The organism is Mesorhizobium sp. WSM4810 (assembly GCF_055811235.1).
On record NZ_JBVVQV010000017.1, the window covers coordinates 70,506 to 94,786 of the forward strand.

The window sequence follows — 24,281 nt, forward strand, 5'->3', positions numbered from 1 at the left end:
GCACGTTCCATCCCTGCCCATGACAAACGATCCCGCCGCCGTCGAGATGGTCGGCGTGAACAAGTGGTACGGGGCCTTCCACGTATTGAAAAATATCGATCTCACCATCCAACGCGGTGAAAAACTGGTGATCTGCGGACCGTCTGGTTCAGGCAAATCGACCATGATCCGCTGCATCAACAGACTGGAAGAGCACCAGCAGGGCCGCATCGTCGTCGACGGTATTGAACTGACCGGCGACCTGAAGAAGATCGATGAAATCCGTCGCGACGTCGGCATGGTGTTCCAGCATTTCAATCTGTTCCCGCACCTCACCATTTTGGAAAACCTGACGCTGGCGCCGATCTGGGTGCGCAAGGTGCGGCGCAAGGAAGCCGAGCAGGTCGCCATGCACTATCTCGATCGCGTGAAGATCCCGGATCAGGCGCACAAATATCCCGGGCAGCTTTCAGGCGGCCAGCAGCAGCGGGTGGCTATCGCGCGCTCGCTTTGCATGAGCCCGAAGATCATGCTGTTCGACGAGCCCACTTCGGCGCTCGACCCGGAAATGGTCAAGGAAGTGCTCGACACCATGATTTCGCTGGCCGAAGAGGGCATGACCATGCTGTGTGTTAGCCACGAGATTGGCTTCGCCCGACAGGTGGCCGACCGTGTCGTCTTCATGGACCAGGGTGAAATCGTCGAGATCAACACACCGGCCGAGTTCTTCTCGAGCCCGCACCACGAGCGCAGCAAGCTATTTCTGGCCCAGATCCTGCATTAGCTAACCCCTACGCAATCAGCATGGAGCGCGTGGCGTGGGGCAATGTGATGACGACCCCCACGCTCACCTGTGGCTGGCGCGTAGAGGCCGCAACCCGGCCAGAGTGATCGCGACGAGCCGGCGGACCGCGGCCTTGGATGGCAGGCTGCTGGCTGCCATGAGGGCGTGGAGGCAATAGGTCGCAAGCTCGTCAGGCGCGACGTCGTCCCGGAGATCGCCCGTCGCTGCACCCTCGGCCAGCAGATCGCGGATGAGCTGATGGAGATGATGCTGCGCCTTGACAATGTGTTCGCCTCGATGGAGGCGTGCTGCGAGTTCGGTGCCATGGTGCTCGTGTGAAATGAACGCGTAGGCCTCAAGTACCGCCTCAAGCCGCTCACCGGCGTCGCCAGCCTGGTCCCGAATTGCAGTGAGATGTTCAAGGTGACTGGCCACCTGACGTTCATGCCAGGCGATGAGGATTGATTCGACGTCCGGGAAGTACTTGTAAAGCGTCGCGCGACCTATTCCGGTCTCCTCGGCGATTTTCGCCATCGTAACCGACAGCAGCCCGTGCTTGGCCACCAGCGCCGCGGTGGTGTCCAGGGTCGCGTCGCGCACCGCGCGGCGGTGCGCATCGATTGTTTCGTTCCATAACTTCGGCACCGTCCCAATATACGTGACGTAGCAGCCGTGTCGAGGTACGAGACATGAAGACTTGATGGAGACATACTGTGTCGATAAAATCTTCGTGTCATGAAAACGCGACCACCTCGCACGACGCAGGAGACCCCCATGGCCGACCCACCTCCGTATCCCGGCGCACCCCGCTGGGTGAAAGTTTCGGGGATCATCGCGATCGTCCTGGTCCTGCTGATTATCGCTGTGGTCTTCACGGGCGTCGGCGGGCCCCACGGCCCCGGTCGGCACCTGCCGTCCTCCAGCGTTACAGAGCCTGGCATGCAACAGCCATGACCATGACAACCGGCCTTCGAAAGTTCGCGCTCACCGCGCATATCACGTCCTCGGTCGGCACGCTCGGCGCGGTCGCGGGCTTCTTGGCTCTCGCCGTCGCCGGCTTGGCCAGCAAGGATCTGCAGATGGTGCGCGCCGCCTATCTCGCGATGGAGTTGACCGCCTGGTACGTCATCGTCCCGTTGGTTCTCGCCTCATTGGTCACCGGGCTTGTCCAGTCGCTGGGCACCAATTGGGGCCTGTTCCGGCACTACTGGGTCCTGGCGAAGCTTCTGCTGAATCTCGTCGTCACCGTCGTCCTGCTGCTTCAACTGGAGCTGATTGGCTATCTGGCAGATGTCGCGGCAGAGACGACGTTTTCCATCGCTGATCTCCGGGAGCTGCGGATATCGCCTGTGATCCACGCCGCGGGAGGGCTGCTGGTGTTGCTCGTACCCGTGGCGCTGTCGCTATACAAGCCGCGGGGCCTGACTCCGTACGGGTGGCTCAAGCAGCATGAGGGGTCGAGGGCTCCGCAGCGTTAGAAGCGGCCGCTCCGTCTACACCGGCGCCCGCCGCATCGGAACAAAGTTTCCGCGCTTCCGTTACGCAGCATGCCATGCGTTGCACTATTGCGGATTCTTCGGCGGGTGAAGGCAGGTTTTTTCATCTGCTTTGCTGCAGGTTTGCTTCTGTCCGGAGCGCAACTCGCCAACGCGCTGGACCACGATCATCAATCTTCCAGCGCGTGCAAATGCCGCAGACCACGCCGCAGGCAAGCGAGACGGGTGCCGCTGACCCTTGCGCGGATGCCAGCCATCGCGTCGCGCATTGCTGTTCGGCGCTCCACTGCTTTGCCGGCGTCGCGGCTATCGCGGCGACTCTGCCAAGTCCGGCACTGAAATCTCCTTTCCGCATCGAGACAGCCGGTCTGCCTAGCTCGCGGATCCCTGACCGATTGGACCGACCTCCAAAACAGTAGACGAATTCATGCCACGAGCCGGGCGTCGAGGCGAGACTTTGGCGCCGCGCGTCTTAGTTCAAGCGTTCAGGAGCTGAATCATGGTCAATACCCAACTCACGATCGCCACGGCATTGCTGCTCTCCGGTTTCGCCTCGGCGGCGTTCCCTCAGCAATCCTCCGACCAGCCTATGGATGTGGCTCCGACGCCCTTGCCGGAGCAATGCGGTCAGGCTGAAGGCGCGACAGCGGAACACACCATGCCAGGAGTGGCCGGCGTTGATATGTCGGGCATGGATGAAGCGCAGAAGGCCAACATGGCGGCTATGATGAAGATGCATCCTGCCATGATGCAAGGCATGACGGCCAAAGACCCTGATGTCGCCTTCGCTTGCGGGATGATCGCGCATCACCAGGGCGCGATCGACATGGCCGAAGTCGAGCTGAAATACGGCGACAATGACGAAGCCAAGAAGATGGCTCAGACGATCGTCGACGCCCAGACCAAGGAAATCGGCGAGTTCAAGCGGTGGCTTGAGACCAACGCGAAGTGATCGTCAGAAGGCGCCGTAGGGCGCTCCTCGACTCGAACAAAGGATACCCTCCATGCATCACCTTAGCCCCGAAATGAAGAACTGCATCGATGAATGCCTGCGCTGTTATTCCGTGTGCCTTTCGACCGCGATGGGCTACTGCCTGGAACTGGGCGGCCAACACACCGAAAAGCGGCACTTCACGTTGATGATGGCGTGCGCCGAGATCTGCCGGACATCGGCGCATTTCATGCTCATCGGTTCCGAGCACCACAAGCATACCTGTGGCGAGTGCGCCGAGATCTGCAACGAATGTGCGGATGACTGCGAGCGCATCGGCGATATGCAAGAATGCGTCGAGGTTTGCCGTCGCTGCGCAGAGAGCTGCCGGAAAATGGCGGCCTAGAAGACTCGTTCGAGGGCGCCCGGTTCAGACCGCGCGCCCTCGGTGCTGCGATTGTCATCTGAAGAACACGAACTTCACCAAGGCAGCGATCACCAGAACGACCAGGGCGAGAAGGATGAAGCCTGCCGCGCCCATTCCCCACATGCCGCCCGACATCATCTGATCCATCATTTTTCGCTCTTATTCCGCGGCCAATTTCAGACGAGCGTCGGCTTTTGACTCCTCGACCGCACTCCGGCTTGGCAACCGCCACCCCTTGACGATGCCGTAGACGGCGGGAATCACGACGAGCGTCAGGATCGTCGAAGAAATCATGCCGCCGATCATGGGCACGGCTATCCGCTGCATGACCTCCGATCCGGTGCCCGTGCTCCACAGGATGGGCAGCAAGCCCGCCATGATGGCGATGACGGTCATCATCTTCGGACGTACGCGCTCCACGGCGCCGAACATGATAGCCTCGTTAAGATCAGTTTTTGTCAAACTCCGCTTCTCGGCCGCACACCTGGCTCTCGCTTCGCTCCACGCGTTGTCGAGATAGATCAGCATGATGACCCCGGTTTCGGCGGCCACACCCGCGAGCGCAATGAAGCCCACCGCCACCGCGACCGACATGTTGAAGCCCAGCCACCACATCATCCAGATGCCGCCGACGATCGCAAAGGGCAGCGACAGCATGACGATCAGCGTCTCCGTCAGCGCCCGGAAGTTGAGGTAGAGCAGCAGGAAGATCAGCGCGAGCGTTAGCGGCACGACGATCTTCAGCCGCGCCTGGGCACGTTCGAGATATTCGAACTGCCCGCTCCAGGCGACCGAATAACCGGGCGGCAGCTTCACTTCGGCGGCGACAGCCTGTTGCGCCTCGCCGACATAGCCGCCGAGATCACGGCCGGCGATGTCGACGAAGATGTAGACGGCAAGTTGTCCGTTTTCGGTGCGAATCGAGGTCGCGCCGCGCGTGAGTTCGACCTTGGCCACTTCTCCGAGAGGTACGAAGCCGCCGCCAGGCAATGCGATCTGCACGTCGCGGGCGATCGCGCCGGGATCGCTTCTCAGCGCGCGTGGATAGCGGATGGCGACACCATAGCGTTCGCGGCCCTCGACCGTGGACGTGATCGCCTTTGCGCCGAGCGCCATGGAGATCACATCCTGCACGTCGCCGATAGACAGGCCGTAGCGGCCCAATGCGGTCCGATCGGGCACGATGTCGAGATAGTAACCTCCGATCACCCGCTCGGCATAGGCGCTGGACGTGCCGGGCACGGCCCTCAGTACCGCCTCAATCTGGCGTGCGACATTTTCCATTTGAGCAAGATCGGTACCGTAGACCTTGACCCCCACGGGCGTGCGTATGCCCGTCGACAGCATGTCGATGCGAGCGCGGATCGGCATCGTCCAGGCGTTCGTAACGCCCGGGAACTGCAGCGCGGCGTCCATCTCGGTCTTCAGGCTCTCAGACGTAACGCCTGCCCGCCATTCTGATTTCGGTTTCAGGTTGATGATCGTTTCGAACATCTCGGTCGGCGCGGGGTCGGTCGCGGTCTGCGCCCGGCCCGCCTTACCGAAGACAGACTCCACTTCCGGGAACGACTTTATGATCCGGTCCTGCATCTGCATCAGTTCGGCGGCCTTGGTGACCGATAGCCCCGGCAAGGTCGTCGGCATGTACATCAGCGTCCCTTCGTCGAGATTCGGCATGAACTCGTTGCCGAGCTGGCGCGCGGGCCAAACGGTGACGGCAAGGGCGGCAATCGCGAGCAGGATCGTGAACGTCTTTGCCCTCAGCACGCCGGCGATGATCGGCCGATAGAGCCCGATGAGCAGCCTGTTGAGCGGGTTTCTGTGCTCCGGCACGATGCGGCCGCGCACGAGCATCACCATCAGGGCGGGCACCAGTGTCACGGAGAGCAGCGCCGCCGCCGCCATGGCGAAGGTCTTGGTGAAGGCGAGAGGACCGAACAGACGGCCTTCCTGGCTTTCAAGCGTGAATATCGGCAGGAACGAGACCGTGATGATGAGCAGGCTGAAGAACAGCGCTGGCCCAACCTCGGCTGCAGCCTTGATCAAAACCTCGATGCGGGGCTTGCCGGGAGGCGCCCGTTCCAGGTGCTTGTGGGCGTTCTCGATCATGACGATCGCCGCGTCGATCATCGCGCCGATGGCGATCGCAATGCCACCAAGGCTCATGATGTTGGAGCCGAGGCCAAGCAGCTTCATAGCGGCAAAGGCCATCAGGATTCCGACGGGCAGCATGATGATGGCGACCAATGCGCTCCTCACATGAAGCAGGAACACGATGGTGACGAGGGCCACCACGATGCTCTCCTCCACCAGCGTCGACTTCAGAGTCTCGATCGCAGCCTCGATGAGCTTTGAACGATCGTAGACGGGCACGATCTCGGTACCTTCAGGCAGGCTCCTTTCGATCTCAGCGAGACTCTCCTTGGCGTTCTCGATGACGGTCAGCGCGTTCGCGCCGACCCGCTGCAGCACGATGCCGCTCGCGACCTCGCCCTCGCCGTTCAGTTCGGCGATGCCGCGACGCTCGTCAGGCACAATCTCGACCTTGGCGACGTCGCCAAGCCTGAGCGGCACGCCGCTGACCGACTTCAACGCGATGCTTTCGATGTCGGACATACTCTTCAGATAGCCGCGACCCCGCACCATGAACTCGAATTCGGAAATTTCGACCGTGCGGCCGCCCGTGTCCATGTTGCTGGTGCGAACCGCTTCGCCGATCTCCGAAAGCGTCACGCCCTGGGCGCGCATCCGCGACGGATCGACCACGATCGAGTACTGCTTGACGAAACCGCCGACGCTTGCGACCTCGGAGACGCCTTCCGCCTTCGAGACTGCGAAGCGCACGACCCAGTCCTGCAGGGACCGGAGTTCCGCGAGGGATAATTCCTTGGCAACGACCGCGTACTGATAAACCCAGCCGACACCTGTCGCGTCCGGTCCGAGCGCCGGGGAGACGCCGTCGGGCAGACGGCTGGCGGCCGCGTTCAGATATTCGAGCACCCGGCTCCGCGCCCAATAGGGATCGGCGCCGTCCTCGAAGATCACGTAGACGAAGGATACGCCGAAGAAGGAGAAACCGCGCACCACCTTCGACCGTGGCACGGTCAACATAGAGGTCGTCAGCGGATAGGTAACCTGGTCCTCGACGACCTGCGGGGCCTGGCCCGGATAATCGGTGAAGACGATGACCTGGACGTCGGAGAGGTCCGGTATGGCATCCAGCGGCAAGGTCTTGACCGCATAGACCCCCGCGGCAGCGGCAAGTGCGGTCGCGAAGAATACGAGGATCAGATTTCGGGCCGACCATGCAATGAGCTTTGCGATCATGGCTGCGCCTCCGCAGGCGTCAGCGCGCTGAGCGCGGCCTTTAGGTTGCTTTCGGCATCGATCAGGAAGTTAGCTGAGACGACGACCTTTTCGCCTTCGGCAAGGCCCTGCATGATCTCGGCCATACCGCCGCCTCGCATGCCGATCTTCACGTCGCGCGGCTCAAAGCTGCCTTCGCCCTTGTCGACGATCACAACCTGGCGGTCCCCCGTGTCGATGACGGCGCTGTCGGGCACGGCCACAACAGGATCAGTGCCGCCCGTCGCGATCTCCACATCGGTATACATGTTGGCAAGCAGCAGCCCCTCGGGATTGGGGAGTTCGATGCGAATCCTCGCGGTCCGGGTCTGCCCCTGGATTTCAGGGTAGATCAGACCGACCTTGCCTTCGAACACCTTGCCCGGAAGGCTGCGGATGCGGACGGTCGCCTTGTCCCCGATACGAACCGAACTCAACTCGTATTCCGGCACATCGGCCATTACCCAGAGGGTCGAAACATCGGCGATCCGGAACAGGGTCTGGCCCGCCTCCGCCATCATGCCGTCGACGGCCATGCGCTCCAGGACAACCCCGCTGCGGGGCGCCATCAGCGTAACCGAGATCGGCACCTTCTTGGTCTCCTCGATCTCAGCAATCGCTTCCGCAGGAACGCCGAGGTTTTCCAGACGCTGCAAGCTGCCTTCGGCGGCGTTGCGGCCTGACCTGCCCTTTAGGTCGGCGGCATAAAGCGCGCCTGCTGCGGCGATCTCCTTGGCGTAGAACCGCACCAGCGGCTGGCCTTTTTCAATGGCCGTTCCAGTCGTCACATCAGCCACTTCCTCAAGGAAAGCCTCAGTGCGAGTCGAAACGACGCTGACGCGGCGCTCGTCCAGCGTGACCGTTCCGGGAACCCGGACCGGACGTTTGATCGCGCCTCTCGTGGCCAGCGCTGTCTTCACGCCTGTGCGTTGCAGCGTTCCTGCCGAAACCTTGACCGTCGCGTCGTCATCCGCTTCGCCTTCGTATACGGGGATGTAGTCCATCCCCATGGAGTCCTTCTTCGGCCTGGGCGAGGTGTCCGGCAGGCCCATGGGATTGCGGTAGTACAGGATCTTCCGGCCGCTCGCCGCCGCCGCTTCGCCGCCGCCTGCTTTCGTCACCGGGCGAACCTCGAAGTTCACGTCTTCGCTCGCCAGGACCGCGACGAAATCCCGGTCGTCCTCGGTGCGCTTCGGCGTCGACGAATAGGCGGGATCTCCGTCGGGATGGCGGTAGTAAATGACGGGACCAGAGGGAGCCGGGCCGGCCACCATCGGAATTGGTTCCGCCCTAAGCAGGCCCCCGATATTCGTCTCGATCATTTGCACGACGTCCGAGACGGACAGATCGTGCTGCCCGGCCCAGTATCCGCCCGCGCCCGCCCCGGCCGTCAATACGGTAAGGGCCAGCAATGAGCCGAACCTTTTCATTGGACGGCCTTGAATTCCAGGCGGCGCTCGACCGTTTCGGTCTCGCCCTGGATCTTCGCCGCGATGGAGAAGCGCCAGCCTCCAGCCATCATGAGGTTGGTCTTGAAGCGATAGATGCCGGGCTCCTCTGATGGCAGCGCCTCGATGGGCGCAGTCATCGCCTCCATTCCGTCCGGAGCCATGTCCATTCTGGTGGCGAACACGACGGCGTTGTTCACCGGGGCGCCTGTCCTCTTGTCGAGGAGCTTGACGGCGACGATGGCGCCGCCCCCTTCCTTGATCTCGTTCTCAACGAGCTGGAATTCGTAGTCCTCTTGCGCTGCTTTGGCCGCTTGGGAAGCTACGATGAAGGACGCGAGCGCCAGCATCGCGGCGCGTGTGAAAAATTTCGATTTCATGGTCAAAGTTTCCGACTGACAGTGTTCCGCGCTTGCGCACAGCGGGGCATTACAAACGCCATGCGAACGGCCCGCGCAGCATTCGTTCGCACGGGTTCCGGCGCTAAACGCGCCTATTTGCCAGTCAGACTTTGGGAGGTCTCGGGGGCGGTTCCCCGACGAGCGAGGGCAGGATCACGTCTCTGCCGTTCAGGAAATCGTCTCCGACCGGCGCAGGGAGAAGGAAGGAGAGCGTTTCGGGAAGCGGGGCGGTGACCACCCCCAACACGCACAGAACGGCCAGCGGGCAATCCTCGCCGCAGTCCGGCACCATTGGCCTGCCGTCCGGGCAGCATGGCATGTCGTCCTGCATCGACAAAGCCGACCCGGCGACAGCAGCACTCGAAGGCGAAGCTCCCAAAGGTGCAAAGGCCAGGCCGAATACGACCAGCAGCAACAGTATCCTTCCGAAGCCGAACGAATTCGTCATTAGTCACACTTTGGCATGGGCAGCCATCGCGCGATAGTGTTTCCGGGATTTGTGACCTTCTTGTGAAACCGTGCACACGTGTCGCCTGCGCGGCCTGACGGCATATGATGTACAAGCAATCAGCGTCGCGCGGCCCACTACCGGGAGCACAGATTCGATTCGAATATCGATGCGAGAGGTGATACTCTCGCCTTCGTTCCTCGGGAGGAGGAGATGCGCGCCATTGCATTTTTTGCCGGCGTGTTGGTGGCTACGCCCTTGATGGCGGCGGAGCAGCTGATCTTCTACACTGCCAATTTTCCTGATGCGACGTCGGTCCAGCTTAGCGTCCTGAGCAATAGTGTCTCACAAAATAGCGACTATGATTTTGACGTCGCTATTGGCTTGGCCGAGACGGACGTGAGTGGCGCTGTCAGGTATGAAGACACCGGAAAGCATCGTGCGCGCGTTCGCTGTAATTATCCCGCCTATGTGGGTGTGGGCGCGCGGAAGTATCCCATGGCTCTTCCTCTCAACCGCTCCGCACACGATGACTGGAAAGAAAGCCTCTGGATGACATTTTGTGCGGTCCCCTCGTCTTGATACCCGCGATGTGAGGTCACCGGATCGTCCGATCTCCAACTAACGACAGCGGCTTATGCCCTTGATGTGGCCGACCAGGTCCTGGCCTGATCGCCGTTGTGACGGGCCGCACGGCTCGCGGCGCCTGGGTTTGGCCGTGAAGCGTTCCGATCCGGATCCTGTGGTTGATAACTTTGTATCCCTAACGCCTGCATCGGCAGGAGATGGACGTCGACGGTTTCAGATCGGCCCGGAACGGTTGCAGCCCTCAGCGTTTGCCACTCAGGCGTCCTCCAATGCCGCGGCAGTTTGCAGGCGAGTTCGTCCGAGATGACGATGCGGGCGTCCATAAGCTTGCACATCGCCTGAAGCCTGGCGGCGAGATTCACCGAATCGCCGATAACGGTGTATTCGCTGTGATGTTCTCCAGGTATGACGCCTCCGATCACGTGGCCGTAATGAACGCCGATCGCGAAACTGAGGGGTTCCTCGCCGTCGCGCATCCTGATCTCGCTCCACACATCGAGAAAGTTGGACAGCTCGACCGCGCATTCGAACGCTCGGAGCGCGGCAGTGGCGAGCGGCAGAGGAAAGCCGAATACAGCCATGACGCCATCGCCGATGAATTTGTCCACGACCCCATCACATCCCGATACGGCCTGCGTCACCCGCCGCCTGTATTCGGTGAGCAGGGATGCGATCTCCTCCAGCGGCATCGTCTCGGAGAGCCTCGTGAAGCCTCGGATATCGACGAACAGTATCGCCGCCTCCTGGCGGCGAAGACCGAGATTCGCACCCTCGGTTGCCAAGCGCTCAGCCGTCTCGGGAGCAAAGAAGCGGGCCAAGTTCGCCCGCTCGCTCGAACTTGCGACCGCTTCCTGCACCAGCCGCCGGATGTCCAATACCAGAACGATCTGGATCGCCGCGACGACAGTGAAAGCCGCAAGCCGAACGCCCGCTGCCTGAATTTCTTCCGAAGAGAGGCGAAAGACCGCCCCAAAGTCGTCCTCCCAAACCGGCATCAAGACAACTGCCGAGGAGCCGAGAATGACGATCAGTGCAAAGGCGGTAACCGGCCCCGCACGCATGCGCATGCTCGCGTGCGAAAGAAGCACGAACGCGATCACGAGGCTTGGTGTTGCCAGCGCATCGACCAAGGAAGAAGCGGGGTCAAGGAGGTGCTCGGCGGTCAAGTAAATGACGAGCGATGCGTCTACTGCAACATAAACCCAATTCAGCAATGGGCGGAACAATTGCGATATCACCAGGCCTACAGCTACAAAGGTGATCGCGGCATAGGCGCTCAGCAGAATAAGGTGGATCTCGTGATTGACGATATCCGGTTCAAGCGCAACAGAGAGCGCGAACACGAACAACGCCACGAACCGCCAAAGCGCGGTGCGCAGCTCATTGCGCTGCTCGACCTCCGAAATGAGAATATCGATCTCGGTAAGAGCGCTTTTGCTGAATGTCATCAGTGCTCAACTCGGTTCGCTAGGCGAAGCTATCGGCGGGACCGCGTCCTTGGTTTCGAGACCACAAGGGTCATCGATCGTCCCGACGGAACGATCGTGCCGCAGTCGACAGTGCGGCATCGGATATTAGCGGCCACTCGCGAGGGCGGGCCGACGTTTTCCGACGGCCCGCTATCCACGCACCTGGCCTATTTGATTTCCGTGACCGTGATGCGCCCGTTCACGCGATCAGCCGTGAACTCGATCGCTTGACCCGTTTTGACTTTGTCAAGCATGCCTTGCTCGGCGACGACGAACACCATCGTCATCGCGGGCATGTCGAGATTGGTCAGCGGCTCATGCTTGATCGTCAGCTTCTTCTGCTTGGCGTCAACCTTGACGACTTCGCCCTTCACGTATTCCTGGGCGAGCGCGCTCCCGCCGATGGCGAGCATGAGCGCGAGCGTCGAGAGTGTCTTTACCAATAGTGTCATGATTTTCTTCCTTTGCGGTTTGGCGGTCAGTTGGCGACGGTGATATCGCCCTTCATGCCGGAATCGTAGTGACCCGGGATCAGGCAGGCGAAGCCGAATTCGCCGGCGTTGGCGAACGTCCAGATGATCTCGCCTCTGGCGCCGGGCGCCAGCCGGATCGAATTGGGATCGGCGTGCTCCATCTCGGGGAATTTCTCCATCAGCGCCTTGTGCTCCATGATCCCGTCATGGACGTCCATGACGAATTCGTGGTCGACTTGGCCCTTGTTGACGAATTCCAGGCGAACGGTCTCGCCCTTCTTCACCTTGAGCACGGCCGGCTGGAACAACATTTTTCCATCGTCCTTCTCCGACATCGAGATGTTGATGGTCCGCTTTGCCTTGCCAGCCTCGCCAGGGCTGCCGATCGGCATCGTGGCGGCCTTGTCGCCATGGCCTCCGGCATGCGTTCCACCGGCAAGAGCTGTTCCCGAACTGACCGCCATCAAAACGGCCGCTGCGATTAAATGTTTCATGCTGCACTTTCTCTCATGGTTGAGGTTGAGGGGTTTCGGTTCTCATCCCTGTTTGCCGTGACCGCCGTGCGCTGCCGGGGCCATCGTTTTTGCGTCGCCTGATTTCGTCGGAGCGGGGAGATCCCCCTTCCATTCGTAAGCCACGGTTCCCTCCGGATGCTGGTACCAGCCCGGATCGGCGTAATCGCTCGAGGCGAGACCCTCGCGAACCTTCACCACCGAGAACATGCCGCCCATCTCGATGGCGCCGAATTGGCCCCAGCCGGTCATCATCGGGATCGTGTTGTCGGGAAGCGGCATCTCCATCTCGCCCATGTCGGCCATGCCGCGGTCACCCATGGCCATGTATTCGGGCTGGACCCGGCGGATTTTGTCGGTGACCTTCGAGTTGTCGACGCCGATAAACGTGGGCACGTCGTGGCCCATGGCGTTCATTGTGTGGTGCGACTTATGGCAATGAATCGCCCAGTCGCCCTCGTATTTGGCTTCGAACTCATATGCCCGCATGGCGCCGACGGGGATGTCGATCGACACCTCCGGCCACCGCGCCTCCGGCCGGACCCAGCCGCCATCGGTGCAGGTCACCTCGAAATCGTAGCCATGCATGTGGATCGGATGATTGGTCATGGTCAGGTTGCCCACCCGGACCCTGACCCGGTCGTTTTTCGCCACTGGAAGATGGCTGATCCCCGGAAAAACGCGGCTGTTCCATGCCCAGAGATTGAAATCCGTCATCTCCATGATGCGCGGGACGTACGACCCCGGTTCGATGTCGAAGGCGTTCAGCAGGAATACGAAATCGCGGTCCACGCGCATGAACTTCGGGTCTTTGGGATGAATGACGAAGAAGCCCATCATGCCCATGGCCATCTGGACCATTTCGTCGGCGTGCGGGTGGTACATGAATGTGCCGCTCTTCACGAGGTCGAACTCGTAGACGAAGGTCTTGCCGGGCGGGATGCCGGGCTGGGTTAGACCGGTCACTCCGTCCATGCCGTTGGGCAGGATCATGCCGTGCCAATGGATCGTCGTGTGCTCCGGCAGTTTGTTTGTTACGAAGATGCGGACTCGATCGCCCTCGACCGCCTCTATGGTCGGGCCGGGAGATTGACCGTTGTAGCCCCAGAGATAGGCAGTCATGCCGGGCGACATCTCGCGCTCGACCGGCTCGGCCACCAGATGGAACTCCTTCACGCCGTTGTTCATGCGCTGCGGAAGGGTCCAGCCGTTGAGCGTCACGACCGGCTGGTAGTCCGGTCCGCTCGTTGGGAAGATCGGAGGCTGCATGTCGGGGGACTCCATGATTGCAGCGTCGGGCAGCCCCATCGCGGACGTTTTGGTCCATGCAGTGGCGCCGGCGAGCAGGGCTCCCGCGCCAAGCAACTGACGTCTTGAAAGCATTTTCTTCTCCTTGAGGTTCAGTGGCCTTCGGCGCCCGCTTCGGCTGCTGCCGGTGCGTCGCCGCCGCCGGGCGAGCCTGCGCCGCCACCGTGGATGGCGGTCCCGAGGTCGACGTCGGCCAGCCAGAAATTGCGCTTGGCGTTGAGGGAAAGCATGATCGAGCTGATTTTCGCGCGTGTGTCCGCCAGCAGCTCGAACGTGTTGGTGATCATGCCGTTGTAGGTGAGGAGCGACTCCGCCTCGATCTTTGTTCGCAGCGGCACGACATTGTTCCGATAGTGCCGGGCAATGTCGTAAGTCGAACGGTAGGCGTCATAGGCGGATCTGGCCTCCGACCGGATGTTGACCGCCTTTTCGGCCATCCGATTTGCGGCTTGCATGTAACCAAGCTCGGCCTTGCGCATGCGTGCCTCGCCGGTGTCAAATATCGGAATGACGAACTCGAGCTCGAGAGTGGGTGAGACACTCGTTTCCGTCGCACCCTCCTCCGACTCCTCGCGTTCCACCTCCACACCGGAAAGTAACTCCAGATCGCTGACGTAGCGCGTCGCCTCGGTCAGACCGTAGGATTTCGCCAGCGCTTCCAGCTCTAGTTTCGCGATCTCAAGGTCGACGCGATTTCTTAGCGCCTCCGCCTCGATTGCGCGTTTGGCCTTGGCGCCTTTGGGCAAGGCTGGAAGCATGTTGGGGACTGAGTAATCGACATCCGGTCCCCATAGACCCATCAGCCGGGTGAGCTCTTCCTTGGCGGTGCGGGCGGCGAGCCGCGCCTCCGCCGCCTGCCCGGTGATCTCGGCATAGAAGACGTGTTCGCGGGCTTGGCCGGTCTTTGTGAAGGCGCCCGTCTCTCCAAGTTTTTGAGCGAGTTCGGAGGCAGCATCGGCGGCGGCTTGCGCCTTGCTCAGATAGGAAACGCTCTCCCAGGCCGAGACGGCGTTGATCCAGGCCCGCCGCGTGTCCGCGGCCAGTCGTAACGTTTCTTCGGCGGCGCGGAGCTGGGCCTGACGAAAACGTGCATCCGCGACTGCGATGCGCCGCTTGTGAGTCGCCAGCGCAAGGATGTTGCTGACGACCGCTCCTTCAATCGTCCGCACAGGATCGACGCCGATCATGCCGATCGAGATCGTCGGATTGACGAGCATCGATTCCTGCCACATGTCGGCCGCCGACAGGCCGATCTCGGCGTAGGCGGCCTGCAGGCCCTTGTTGTTGAGCAAGGCGACCTGCACCGCGGTGTCTGGACCGATTGTTTTCTTCTGGACGAGGCTTTTCACGCGCTCTGAAACCGTCCGCGCTTCCTCGCTGGATTGCACCCAGACGGTTTTCTTGCCGGTCACGGATTCGGCACGTGCCGCGACTGTCGTGAAACCAGCCATGGGGGCTGAGATGCCCTCAAGGGCCCCGCTTGTCGTGCATCCGGCAGCGATCAGCGGGATGGTTACCATCGCAGCTATGGTCAGGGGCCGGCGTTTCATAATCCGGCTCCCGGGTTCGCAGAGGAGCGTTCTTCATTGAGACGCCGCCAATTCTGTGGATCCACTGGCTCCCGGTGGCGATAGTCGACGACGACCGGGTGGTAATGTGCATCACGGACGCCCATTGCGTGATCGGCCGGATTGAAGGCGGGAAGGATGTCCGGCGGCGTGGTTGCAGAACATCCGGCAACTAGCAGCGATGCGAGCATCGCGGAGCTTGCGATTTTCATTGTAGACCTGAAGCTTGACGTATGCGTTTGGCCGCGCGGGAACGGATTCCCGACGCTGCGCGAACACCCCGAAAGGGCGCGTCAGTTCAGATGTTTGGGGGGCCTTATGAGCGCAGTGTATTCGCCAAGCGGTAAGGTGACGTCAACGCCGGGCGCAAAGCAGCGGGAGACAACATGCTCCAAGTCAGGGCAGTCGACCGGCACCGCATTTGCCGGCGCGCAATGGACTTCACAGCTCTTGTCGGAGGATTGCTTGGCGCCGTCGTGATGATGGTCCGACGTATCCGCGTCGTCCGCCGTGGCGCCGTGATGGCCCATGTCGTGTGCAGACGTCTCGTCTTGGAGATGCATCCCGGCTTGAAGATCCGTCCCAGCGTGAAAACCCGTGGCGTTGGCTGTGGCAAACAGACCAGGCTGAAGAGCCGACATGACCAGGAATACGACCGCCAGCATTGCTCGGAGCGGTATGTTTCCCAAGATCGAGATTCGACCAACTTTCGTCATCGTGCCCTTGGGACAATTGTTCGTCTGATTTGTCAAGTTCGCGTGCGTAAGGTTTGTTGCAACGCAACCAAAAGTGAACGCCACTGCCTGCTGCGACGCGTCTGCATTTCGATTTCACTTCAGACTCAGCACCGTTCCGGCGACAACCAGATAACGCGAAACCTTCGCCAGGGCGACGATCGCGACGAAGCTCCATAGCGGCTCGCGCAAAGCCCCAGCGACCACGGTCAGTGGGTCACCGACGATCGGCATCCAGCTTAACAAGAGCGACCATCTTCCATAGCGGTGATACCAGTTCGTGGCGCGGTTGAGCGTCGCGGGACGCAGCGGAAACCAAGGCCTGTCTCGGAAGCGTTCGATCCCTCGACCAAGACCCCAGTTCACCACAGAACCCAGGACGTTGCCCAGGCTGGCGACAAGAACCAGCATTGCGGGCGAGAAGGAATTCATGGCGAGGAGCCCTGCAAGGGCGGCCTCCGACTGCGCCGGGAGGATGGTCGCCGCAGCGAAGGCAATAGCAAACAGGCCGCCGTAGATGGCAAGGATATCCATCTACGTTTCGCCTTGCGGAGCGGGCTTCAGGGTTGCACATCGATTACGACCATCAGTCCGCCACCGCCCTTCTCTTCGACATTGTTGTTGGTCGTATGATGCCCGATATGGCAATGAATCAGCCATTTTCCGGGCCGACGTGCCTGCCAGACGACATCGTAGCGTTGCCCTGGTCCGACGTTGACTGTGTCGGCAAGGAATCGTGCCGACTCCGGGATAGTCTCGCCGTCGCGGGCGACAACTTCGAATGGACCGCCGTGGATGTGCATCGGGTGGATAAACCCATTATTGGTGCCGATGAAGCGCACTTTCAGAGTTTCGCCGACCTTCATCCTGATCGTGTCCGTCGAAGGATAGGCGCGGCCGTTGATGGTGAAATAATTCGGCTGCCCGCCGTCCATCGGCATCGACGGAAAAGTCAGGCCCTCCCGCATCAGCCATTCCTGAAGCTGGATAACATAGTCGTGGTCTGCCGCAATCTCGTCCTGGGGATTGGCGGGATCGATGATGAGTGCGCCGTAGAGTCCGAGCGCCTGCTGGCGATCGACATGGTCATGCGAGTGATAGAAGTAGGTTCCCGATTGGCCTGCCGTAAATTCGTATCGGTAGCTGCCGCCGGGCGGGATCGGCTCCTGCGTGATCTCGGCCGGGCCGTCCATTTCGTTCGGCAGGATCAACCCGTGCCAATGGATGGTCGTACTCTCCGGCAGGCGATTCGTCACATTGATGCGCACCCGGTCGCCTTGCCGGATATGCAGCCGCGGGCCGGGAACCTGCCCGTTGATCGCATAGGCGTCGACTTTCACGTCCGCCAGGATCGCCCAGCGGATGACCGAGGTTTCCAGGTCGAACACCTTTACCCCGTTCTCCATCCTGGCTTCCAGTTCCCGGTCGCCGCGAACTTCCAAGCCATGGCTGGCCGTGATCAGGCGAGGATGCACGGCGGCCATGTCCAGCATCGCTGCAGCCGGCGTGTCGCGGTCCATGATCATGCCGGGCGGCATAATGGCGCCGCCTACGTCTCGCGCGCTGAGGGCGAGGTTCACCCAATTGGCTGGAGCGATCATGCCGAGCGCCAGCGCGAGTACGGACACGCCGCCGAAGGCCGCGAGTTGCGGCACAGTTGCATCCGGTTCCATACCGTCGTGACCGCCATGCGAACCACGCGACCCTCCTCCCCCATCGCCGTGGGAGGAGCCATGGCCGGATCCATGATGGCCAGGCCCGGGATTGCCGCCTGGGTTGGCATGTCTGGGCTTGGCATGTTCATCGAGGCGCGCGTAAGCGTGGTGCCCCACCATCCCGGCTTTCGCGCCGCTATGTGCGTGCTCGCGCCTGCCTTCCCTTGCCTTGTCGAACTCCGGTTCGCGTTCGGTCATCAGCCCGTGCTTCAGTCCACGGGCCACCATCCATACGTTGGCGGGATATGCGGTGACGAATCCAACGATCACGCCGAACGACATCACGCCCCAGAACAGGAGCTCGGTCGGTTCCATGGCCCGCATGTCGCTGCCCATCATCAGAAAGCTCATGATCGGCGCCATGCCCGCCATCATGAAATTCATGCTGATGAATTCCGGCATGAAGCTCTTGCGGACATTCTCCCAGTAGGTGCCGCCCATCATCGATTTCATGAACAGCGACTGGAAGATGAACAGGCCGAATGCGAAACCGGCAACGTACTCGACAACAAGATCGATCCACATCGGCAGCCCGAGAGCGGCGGTGATTGCCGCAGCAAGGATGATGCCGGTGGCGTCTCCGGCGACGCAGTGGATCGTCGAGCCGACGCCTTGCTTCCAGAGCGGTTTGGTGAACGCCTCATGTTCGCCTGGCCGAGGCTCCTTGTCGGCCAGCACGTAGATCAGCAGCCCCAGCGGCCCCATATAAAGCGTGACCAGGATGAAACCCCATTTCATCACCACGGGTTCGGGGTTGTTGCGGAACTGGTCCCACGCAACATAGGCCGTGCTCAGGCCCGCCAGAACGAACCAGACTGCGAGGAAGTAGTCGACGGGCTGTACGAACATTGCAGGATTCCTGTCGATTGTCGTCAATGTCACCTAGTCCGGCATCGGGTGAAGTCGATGCCTTGCCTACTGCCGTTTCTCCCTGAACTTGGCGTGGCAGTTCGTGCAGTTCTGCAGCATCAGATGGAATACGTGTTCGGCTGGGATCTTCGAAGGATCGGAATCGGCCGCGCCGCCAGCCCGTTTTCCGAGCAGGCTGCTGCCCATTGCCATTCCGGGTTTCATCCTCATGGCTTCCGTAATGCCTTCGGGCGCATCGTCAGCCGCATCTGACAGCGCCGCAGCCAGGCTTTCGAGATGGCGAGCGAGCGCGGCGAATTCTTCTTGGGACTGACCGATATCCGCCTTAGCGGCCGAGGGTTCACCAAGCGAGTCCGCTGGAAATGCGTCTACCATGGCACTTCCGGACCGGCGGCGAATGGTTTCGGTTGCCGCCTTGAAGGCTGCGGCATCGTAGGCCACCTTGCCGGCAAAAATTTCGGAGATGGTCTTGGCGGCGCTCGCCATCGCCTTCATCGACGCTTGGCGCTCGGCGACGACTGGGGCGACGGCTGTCTTCGGGGGCGCCGTCCCGGCGGCGATCCCGGCGATGACAAGGACTGCTGCAATGATGGGGACGCGCCTCACTGAACCGTGCCGTGTCCAGCAAGCCCGTCGATGATCGGGCAATCAGGTCGGTCATCGCCGTTGCAATGGTCGGCCAGATGCCGAAGCATGTCCCGCAGCCCGGCGAGTTCCGCAAGTTTCCGGTCGATTTCGGCGAGCTTGGCTTCCGCTATGGCCTTCACATCCGCGCTTTCGCGCTCCTTGTCGCCGTAGAGCGAAAGGAGCTGGCGGCATTCCTCGACCGAGAAGCCTAGGCTGCGTGATCGCTGCAGGAAGCGCAGGCGATGCACGTCGGCCATCGAATAGTCCCTGTACCCGTTGTCGGCGCGATCAGGCCTGAGAAGACCGATGTCTTCGTAGTATCGGATGGTCTTTGGCGGCAGGCCGGACTGTTCTGCAGCAGTTCCTATGTTCATGGTCTGACCTCAAAGCTTCAAGGAACGAAGTCGCAGCGCGTTTCCGATCACGGAAACTGACGAAAGGCTCATTGCCGCTGCCGCGATCATCGGTGACAGCAGCGTGCCGAAGATCGGGTAGAGGATGCCCGCCGCTACCGGCACGCCGAGTGCGTTGTAGACGAAGGCGAAGAACAGGTTCTGCTTGATGTTACGGATCGTCGCCTGCGACAGCCGCCGCGCCCGGACGATGCCGTTGAGGTCGCCCTTGACCAGCGTGATGCCGGCGCTCTCGACCGCCACGTCGGCGCCGGTTCCTATGGCGATGCCGACATCGGCCGCCGCCAGCGCCGGTGCGTCGTTGACGCCGTCGCCGGCCATCGCGACGCCCGCGCCCTTCGCATGCAGTTCGTCGATCAGCGCCTTCTTGCTCTCCGGCAGCATATCGGCGCGCACCTCGTCGATGCCGAGCTTCGCCGCCACCGCTTTCGCTGTGCGCTCGTTGTCGCCCGTCGCCATGATGATCCTGAGTCCGCTGTCATGCAGGGCGCGGATCGCTTCCACCGTCGTCGCCTTAATCGAATCGGCCACGGCGACGAAACCGGCAAGCCTGCCGTCGGCCGCGACGAACATCACCGTCTTGCCGTCGGACCGCAGCGCGTCGGCACGCTCCTTCGCCACCTCCAGGCCGATGCCCAGATCGTCCATCAGCGCCTGATTGCCGAGCGAAACGGCGCGGCCCTTGACCGTTCCCGTGACGCCCTTGCCCGTGACGGCCTCGAAATCCGCTGCGTCTTCGACGGTCGCGCCGCGCTCCCGCGCGCCATCGACGATCGCCTCGGCAAGCGGGTGCTCCGAACCCTTCTCGAGGCTGGCGGCAAGGCCGAGAAGTTCGGCCTCGTCAAAGCCATCGAACCCGACGACGTCGGTCAACTTGGGCTTGCCCTCGGTCAGCGTGCCGGTCTTGTCGACGATCAGCGTGTCGACCTTGGAGAAGCGCTCCAGCGCTTCGGCCTCCTTGATCAGCACGCCAGCCTGCGCGCCGCGTCCCGTGGCGGTCATAATCGACATTGGCGTCGCCAACCCAAGCGCGCAGGGACAGGCGATGATCAGCACCGAGACGGCCGAAACGATGGCGAAGACCATGCTCGGCTGAGGCCCATAGATGGCCCAGACGATGAAGGCGACGATGGCGACCAGAACGACAGTAGGCACGAAGTAATAGGAGACGCGGTCGGCAAGTCCCTGGATGGGCGCTCTGCTGCGCTGCGCCTTGGCAACCATTTCGACGATGCGCGACAGCATCGTATCGGCGCCGACCTTTTCGGCGCGCATGACCAGCGTTCCGTTCTTGTTGAGCGTGCCGCCGGTCACAAAGTCGCCTTGCGTCTTCTCGACGGGGACAGGTTCGCCGCTCAGCATCGATTCGTCGACCGAGGAGCGGCCTTCGAGCACCGTGCCGTCGACCGGCACACTGTCGCCGGGCCGCACGCGGAGCCGCTCGCCGGCCTGCACTTCCTCGAGCGGCACATCCGTCTCAGAACCGTCCGCCCCGATCCGCCGTGCCGTCTTCGGCGCCAGGTCGAGCAGTGCGCGGATGGCGGAGCCAGTGCGCTCCCTTGCCTTCAGTTCCAGCACCTGGCCGAGAAAGACCAGCGCGACGATTACTGCGGCTGCCTCGAAATAGACCGGAACCGTGCCACCGTGGCCGCGAAACTGGTGCGGGAAGATATCCGGGAACAACGTCGCCACGACGCTGTAGACATAGGCGGTGCCGACGCCGATCGAGATCAGCGTCCACATGTTCGGACTGCGGTTGACGATCGACTCCCAGCCGCGATGGAAGAAGGGGATCGCCGCCCAGAGCACCACCGGCGTCGCCAGCGCCAACTCGATCCAGGCTGCCGGCTGCTCGCCCAGCCAGTCGCGGAACGGCAGGCCGAGCATCGGTCCCATGGTGATCAGAAGCAGCGGGATCGACAGGACGGCACTTACCCAAAAGCGGCGGGTGAAATCGACCAGCTCCGGATTGGGACCTTCGTCGCCGGTCGGCACACCCATCGGCTCCAACGCCATGCCGCAGATCGGGCAGGAGCCGGGCTTGTCGCGGACAATCTCGGGATGCATCGGGCAAGTATATTGCGTGCCCTTCGGCATCGGCTCCGGTGCTGGCTGGCCGCTCAGATATTTCTGAGGATCGGCCTCGAACTTGGCTTTGCACCCGGCGGAGCAGAAGTAAAAACCCTTGCCCTCATGCCGCACGAAATGCTTCGCCGTGGCGCGCTCGACTTTCATCCCGCAAACCGGATCGGTCGCATTCAGAAAGGCTTCTGGCTCCTTCTGGAACTTGGTCCGGCAGCCTTCCGAACAGAAATGATAGCTGTGGCCGCCCAAGGTCGCTGACGGCTTTCCCGCCGCTGGATCGACTGTCATGCCGCACACTGGATCGCGAGTGACGACGATTGAGGCAGCGGCCGGCGCGTGCGAGGAACAGCACGAGCCATGCGATGCGTCGGTGTGGGTGGCGTCATCGTGACGGTCGGTCATGGGGCACTCCTAAATGGGCAACTCCTCTTCCACCTACGGTTTCCAGTTACTGGAAGGTCAAGAGGCTTTCTGCAAAATGATCTCTTATCTTCCGCTGCGATATGGCCAGCGCCTCCCCTGGGGGTTGCCGCAGCATGAGATGGGCGCCCCTTCACTCGCCGCCAGGGCCTTGGCCACTATGCCGCCGACAAGAAAATTGGATAGGTGTGCGTTTAATTGCCGGCGCTAGGCGGCGTTCCTGACAGGCTCGAAATCTATATCGAGAACCGCCTCGAGCTGCCGGTCCATGAAACGCTCCGGTATGCTCTTTACCAGCAAGTTGCGTAGCGGGACGACAAGCGGGTTCTGCCACTGCGCCACTTTCGCATAGAGGCGCGATTCAGCCGCGACCCTATGTGCCCTGCTGAGACGGCGCTTGTCATACTCGCGGATGGCGCGGTCGGTCGGAAGCCGCCCGAACAACGCTGCAAGAACGGCCGCGTCTTCGATCGCAAGTCCGGCTCCTTGTCCGAGATCGGGCGTCACCGCATGCGCGGCGTCGCCAAGCAAAACCGCCCTTCCGTGCGTAAACGAGGGCATTGGATCGAGATCGAGTATATCCGTCCAGATCAGCGAGTCCGCCGGTGTCCGATCAAGGACCTCCGGGACTGGCTCGTGAAATCCGGAAAACATCGCCTGCACTTCTGCAAGATCGGCCTGAGCCAGCTTGGGGTTGTCCCGGTGATTCGCGCCGCAGCAAGCAAACCAGTAGACCCTTTCGCCGGGGATCGCGGCCAGGCCGATGCGTTTTCCGGCCCCCCAGCTTTCGGTAAGACGCGTCGGGTCCATTCCTTGCGGGAAACCGGGCGCGATGGCGCGCCAGCAGGTGTAGCGGGCGAAATGCTCGCGCGACTGCGGAAACAGCGCCCTACGAACCGCGGAGTGAATGCCATCGCAAGCGAGCACCAGCTCGCTTTCCACAATCTCCCCATTTGCGAAGCGCAGGGCAATATTCTCACCAACCTGCCGTGCATCCACGCATTCCATGTCGGTGCGGATGACAGAACGCGGTAGTTCCGAAAGAAGGGCCTTGTGGAGATCGCCACGGTGCAGCACGGCCATGCTGAGGTGACCATATTGCTGACTGAAGCGCTGAAAATCCGTGGATTGGAGAACTTGTCCCTTGTCGTCGAGAAGGTCGAGTCTGTGTATTGGCTGCGCCACGGTCACAACCGCTTCATATAGGCCGAGCGTACGAAGGGCACGATGCGCATTGGCGCTGAGACTGAGACCCGCACCGAGTGGTTTCAGCTCGCTCGCCTGCTCGTAAATCTCGGTCTCCCATCCGAGGAGGCGCAGGCCCTTGGCAACTGCAAGTCCGGCGATGCCTGCACCAATGATGACTGCGCGCATGTTCACGCTCCCTTTCGCCGTTGCCACGCGGCAAAACACTTTGCGAGACCAAAGTGTTCCCGAGGAAACAGGCGGCTAACGCCTTCTCCAATTTCACTCGAAGGGAGGTCTGCGGTGTGGCGTACCGACGCCCTGGAGCTCTGACGATCGCGTCCGAGATTCGCGAAACCGTGTTACAGGCGTTAAATAACTTCGCATGGACAGGGATATGAGCCAGACGCAGAGTTCCGTCGGGGCTTCGGCTACGGTGGCATTCATCGATCTTGCGGGCTTTAGCGCCATCGCGGACGTTTATGGAGATGCAGCGGCAATCGATGTGCTCGAGATTTTCGAGAGCATGGTCCGCGAGGCGCTTGCTGGCTACGAGCCTCCGATCAAGTGGATCGGGGATGAAGCGATGCTCTCGTTTCCGGAGCCGGAGTTAGCGATCCAGGCGCTTGGAACGCTGTGCAGGCATGCCGGGAAGAACCGCGCCTTCCGCTCACCCGGTCGGCGCTGAACCATGGACCGGTCATCCGCAGGGCAGGTGATCTGTTTGGATCGACCGTCAACATAGCGGCACGCATTGCTGCGCTTGCGTCCCCCGGTCAATTGCTTGCGACTAAAACCATTGCCGACGCCGCTGCCGCCAAAGGCATCTTGGTGCGGGATCTCGGAGAGGTGGCGCTGCGGTCGGTAGCTGATGAAATCCCTCTTTACGAGATCGAACTTGCCCCCTCGCCTGACCCGGCCTGGATCGATCCAGTGTGCAAGATGCATGCTCCGTATGCATCCTATCGACGGGCCGCCCCAGAAGGGCCATGGTTTTGTTCGCCGCGTTGTGAAGAGCCATATCGGAAGTCGCCGCAGGCCTATCCACTGGCTCG

23 protein-coding genes are annotated in these 24,281 nt (G+C 61.6%); 6 read left to right on the forward strand and 17 right to left on the reverse strand.

All coding sequences use genetic code 11. From position 1 onward, the window contains the following. Positions 1-19: 19 nt before the first annotated feature. Complete coding sequence (locus AC0L3O_RS22910) at positions 20-763, forward strand: amino acid ABC transporter ATP-binding protein (protein WP_473616722.1); 744 nt, start codon at positions 20-22, stop codon at positions 761-763. 63 nt (positions 764-826) lie between these two features. On the opposite strand, the gene AC0L3O_RS22915 is transcribed toward AC0L3O_RS22910, so the two are convergent. Beyond that, positions 827-1,408 (reverse strand): TetR/AcrR family transcriptional regulator, encoded by a 582-nt coding sequence (locus AC0L3O_RS22915; RefSeq protein WP_473616677.1) that lies wholly within the window; start codon positions 1,406-1,408, stop codon positions 827-829. A gap of 305 nt (positions 1,409-1,713) precedes the next feature. Here AC0L3O_RS22915 and AC0L3O_RS22920 point away from each other — a divergent pair, with 305 nt between their 5' ends. The 3 genes from AC0L3O_RS22920 (at position 1,714) to AC0L3O_RS22930 (ending at position 3,596) form a co-directional block, all read left to right on the forward strand. Continuing rightward, positions 1,714-2,241, forward strand: a complete 528-nt coding sequence (locus AC0L3O_RS22920; RefSeq protein ID WP_473616678.1) for a hypothetical protein — start codon at positions 1,714-1,716, stop codon at positions 2,239-2,241. 517 nt (positions 2,242-2,758) lie between these two features. Beyond that, positions 2,759-3,211 (forward strand): CopM family metallochaperone, encoded by a 453-nt coding sequence (copM, locus tag AC0L3O_RS22925; protein WP_473616680.1) that lies wholly within the window; start codon positions 2,759-2,761, stop codon positions 3,209-3,211. Between the two features lie 52 nt (positions 3,212-3,263). Then, positions 3,264-3,596: a four-helix bundle copper-binding protein gene (locus tag AC0L3O_RS22930; RefSeq protein ID WP_473616681.1), complete on the forward strand. Its 333-nt coding sequence runs from the start codon at positions 3,264-3,266 to the stop codon at positions 3,594-3,596. A 180-nt stretch (positions 3,597-3,776) separates the two neighbouring features. Here AC0L3O_RS22930 and AC0L3O_RS22935 read toward each other — a convergent pair whose 3' ends face one another. The 4 genes from AC0L3O_RS22935 to AC0L3O_RS22950 all read right to left on the reverse strand — a co-directional run bounded on the left by AC0L3O_RS22935 (position 3,777) and on the right by AC0L3O_RS22950 (position 9,226). Beyond that, complete coding sequence (locus AC0L3O_RS22935) at positions 3,777-6,944, reverse strand: efflux RND transporter permease subunit (RefSeq protein ID WP_473616682.1); 3,168 nt, start codon at positions 6,942-6,944, stop codon at positions 3,777-3,779. Then, positions 6,941-8,392, reverse strand: a complete 1,452-nt coding sequence (locus tag AC0L3O_RS22940) for an efflux RND transporter periplasmic adaptor subunit (protein WP_473616683.1) — start codon at positions 8,390-8,392, stop codon at positions 6,941-6,943. Before AC0L3O_RS22940 ends, AC0L3O_RS22935 begins: the two co-directional genes overlap by 4 nt. Continuing rightward, on the reverse strand, positions 8,389-8,790 hold the full coding sequence (locus tag AC0L3O_RS22945; protein ID WP_473616685.1) for a FixH family protein: 402 nt from the start codon (positions 8,788-8,790) through the stop codon (positions 8,389-8,391). The genes AC0L3O_RS22940 and AC0L3O_RS22945 overlap by 4 nt, the downstream gene beginning before the upstream one ends. A 124-nt stretch (positions 8,791-8,914) precedes the next feature. Next, the gene (locus AC0L3O_RS22950; RefSeq protein WP_473616686.1) at positions 8,915-9,226 is read right to left on the reverse strand and encodes a hypothetical protein; all 312 of its coding nucleotides are present in this window, start codon (positions 9,224-9,226) and stop codon (positions 8,915-8,917) included. Between the two features lie 246 nt (positions 9,227-9,472). On the opposite strand from AC0L3O_RS22950, the gene AC0L3O_RS22955 reads away from it, so the two are divergent. Then, on the forward strand, positions 9,473-9,841 hold the full coding sequence (locus AC0L3O_RS22955; protein ID WP_027151838.1) for a hypothetical protein: 369 nt from the start codon (positions 9,473-9,475) through the stop codon (positions 9,839-9,841). A gap of 53 nt (positions 9,842-9,894) precedes the next feature. Here the strand turns inward: AC0L3O_RS22955 and AC0L3O_RS22960 are convergent, their stop codons facing one another. The 12 genes from AC0L3O_RS22960 to AC0L3O_RS23015 all read right to left on the reverse strand — a co-directional run bounded on the left by AC0L3O_RS22960 (position 9,895) and on the right by AC0L3O_RS23015 (position 23,415). Continuing rightward, positions 9,895-11,295, reverse strand: a complete 1,401-nt coding sequence (locus tag AC0L3O_RS22960) for an adenylate/guanylate cyclase domain-containing protein (protein ID WP_473616687.1) — start codon at positions 11,293-11,295, stop codon at positions 9,895-9,897. 188 nt (positions 11,296-11,483) lie between these two features. Next, a complete protein-coding gene (locus AC0L3O_RS22965) occupies positions 11,484-11,768 on the reverse strand; it encodes a copper-binding protein (protein WP_287064508.1) in 285 nt (94 codons plus the stop codon). A 26-nt stretch (positions 11,769-11,794) separates the two neighbouring features. Beyond that, a complete protein-coding gene (locus AC0L3O_RS22970; protein ID WP_473616689.1) occupies positions 11,795-12,283 on the reverse strand; it encodes a cupredoxin domain-containing protein in 489 nt (162 codons plus the stop codon). Between the two features lie 42 nt (positions 12,284-12,325). Continuing rightward, positions 12,326-13,684, reverse strand: coding sequence for a multicopper oxidase family protein (locus AC0L3O_RS22975; protein ID WP_473616690.1), 1,359 nt, complete (start codon positions 13,682-13,684; stop codon positions 12,326-12,328). A 17-nt stretch (positions 13,685-13,701) separates the two neighbouring features. Next, complete coding sequence (locus AC0L3O_RS22980) at positions 13,702-15,159, reverse strand: TolC family protein (protein WP_473616691.1); 1,458 nt, start codon at positions 15,157-15,159, stop codon at positions 13,702-13,704. A gap of 311 nt (positions 15,160-15,470) precedes the next feature. Further along, positions 15,471-15,842 carry a hypothetical protein gene (locus tag AC0L3O_RS22985; RefSeq protein ID WP_287064505.1) on the reverse strand — a complete coding sequence of 124 codons (372 nt, stop codon included), beginning with the start codon at positions 15,840-15,842 and terminating at the stop codon, positions 15,471-15,473. Between the two features lie 165 nt (positions 15,843-16,007). Continuing rightward, the gene (locus AC0L3O_RS22990) at positions 16,008-16,445 is read right to left on the reverse strand and encodes a YqaA family protein (RefSeq protein ID WP_473616693.1); all 438 of its coding nucleotides are present in this window, start codon (positions 16,443-16,445) and stop codon (positions 16,008-16,010) included. A 26-nt stretch (positions 16,446-16,471) separates the two neighbouring features. After that, positions 16,472-18,475, reverse strand: a complete 2,004-nt coding sequence (locus AC0L3O_RS22995) for a multicopper oxidase domain-containing protein (RefSeq protein ID WP_027151847.1) — start codon at positions 18,473-18,475, stop codon at positions 16,472-16,474. A gap of 66 nt (positions 18,476-18,541) precedes the next feature. Then, on the reverse strand, positions 18,542-19,102 hold the full coding sequence (locus AC0L3O_RS23000) for a cytochrome c (RefSeq protein ID WP_473616695.1): 561 nt from the start codon (positions 19,100-19,102) through the stop codon (positions 18,542-18,544). Further along, complete coding sequence (gene cueR / locus AC0L3O_RS23005) at positions 19,099-19,497, reverse strand: Cu(I)-responsive transcriptional regulator (RefSeq protein WP_027151849.1); 399 nt, start codon at positions 19,495-19,497, stop codon at positions 19,099-19,101. The genes AC0L3O_RS23000 and cueR overlap by 4 nt, the downstream gene beginning before the upstream one ends. A gap of 9 nt (positions 19,498-19,506) precedes the next feature. Beyond that, entirely contained in the window at positions 19,507-22,023 is a 2,517-nt protein-coding gene (locus AC0L3O_RS23010; protein WP_473616697.1) for a heavy metal translocating P-type ATPase, read from the reverse strand. 225 nt (positions 22,024-22,248) lie between these two features. Continuing rightward, positions 22,249-23,415: an FAD-dependent monooxygenase gene (locus AC0L3O_RS23015; RefSeq protein WP_473616698.1), complete on the reverse strand. Its 1,167-nt coding sequence runs from the start codon at positions 23,413-23,415 to the stop codon at positions 22,249-22,251. 208 nt (positions 23,416-23,623) lie between these two features. Between AC0L3O_RS23015 and AC0L3O_RS23020 the strand changes: the two genes are divergently transcribed. After that, the gene (locus AC0L3O_RS23020) at positions 23,624-23,914 is read left to right on the forward strand and encodes a hypothetical protein (RefSeq protein WP_473616699.1); all 291 of its coding nucleotides are present in this window, start codon (positions 23,624-23,626) and stop codon (positions 23,912-23,914) included. Positions 23,915-24,281 lie beyond the last annotated feature (367 nt).